Origin of the sequence: Jiella pacifica (assembly GCF_010500815.1) — a bacterium.
Taxonomy (GTDB): domain Bacteria; phylum Pseudomonadota; class Alphaproteobacteria; order Rhizobiales; family Rhizobiaceae; genus Jiella; species Jiella pacifica.
Map to the genome: position 1 here is coordinate 1 of NZ_JAAAMG010000067.1, position 1,059 is coordinate 1,059.

The following is a 1,059-nucleotide window of genomic DNA, read 5'->3' on the forward strand; positions in this document are numbered from 1 at the left end:
GGGAAAGTTTTCGGCAAGGGCAAATTTGCGCACGGTTGCTCGAGCCAGGCCGGTCGATCGGGATAGTGCCTTCAGCTTCTCGCCAGCGAGATAGCGCCGGCGGATGTCTTCATACTGAACCTTGCGCCGTTCCCGATTTTCGATGGTGTTCGTGGTATCCGAACGGGTGCGAGGAAACGCCTTTGTGCGGCCCTTTCCTGACGTTTCGGCGTTCTGTAGCGATGGCAGACGGCAAAGACGTGAATGAGCGCTGGCGGTCCATCGCTCGACCATTTGCCTTGTGTTATGGAGAAGGTGCCAACGATCGGCGACTTGAACAGCGTTCGGGGCGCCAGTGGTGATGCCGCGTCGATATTCAGTCGAGCGGTCCCGCGCGACGATTTCGATCCCGTTTCGAGATCCGAGCCAATCACTCACCGTCTCTGAGGTGCGATCAGGCAGGAGATCTATCGGACGATGGCGCTCAAGATCGACGACGATCGTGCCGTAGCGCAACCTCTTCTTCATGGCCCAGTCATCGACACCGATGACGGTGGGGGCCGGCATGACAGGCTCCGGCATTCGGCGGACCAAACGCAAGATGGTGTCGCCGCTCGCCGGCATGGCGATCTGCTTTGCAAGGCGGCTGCCTGCTGAACCACCGAGAGCGATCCCGATCCTTGCCTGTGCTTTCACCAGACGATTGGTGCGTTGGGCTGACGGCGCGATCAGCGTCGGAAGTTGCTCGCCGAACGTCTGGCGGGGGCAATCTGGGTTCCGGCAGGCATACCGCCGAATTCGTAGGTCGAGCCGAACTTGTCGACCGACCACAGGAAGATCCAGGGGACGTCGGTCATAGTAACCGTGAACAACCGTCGATCGTCGCCGACATTCCGGACATCTCGCACCTTCACGTCGCCCGCGAGCTGAAACGGATAATCCCAACGGCCCTTCCCGCCGGATCTGGCCGCAAAGGCAGCCGGGCACCATAGAAATCTGAAGCATGCTCTCTCCACCGCATCATCTGCGGTGTTAGAAAGAGTCGCCGAGCCATGTGACCACACAACCTGCGCAAGAGCC

General features: G+C 60.2%; 1 protein-coding gene. It reads right to left on the reverse strand.

Annotated features, from left to right (window positions below; genetic code table 11):
- Window positions 1-984 (reverse strand): ISL3 family transposase (locus tag GTK09_RS27070; protein ID WP_163466484.1); only part of this gene is annotated, 984 nt, incomplete at its 3' end.
- Window positions 985-1,059 lie beyond the last annotated feature (75 nt).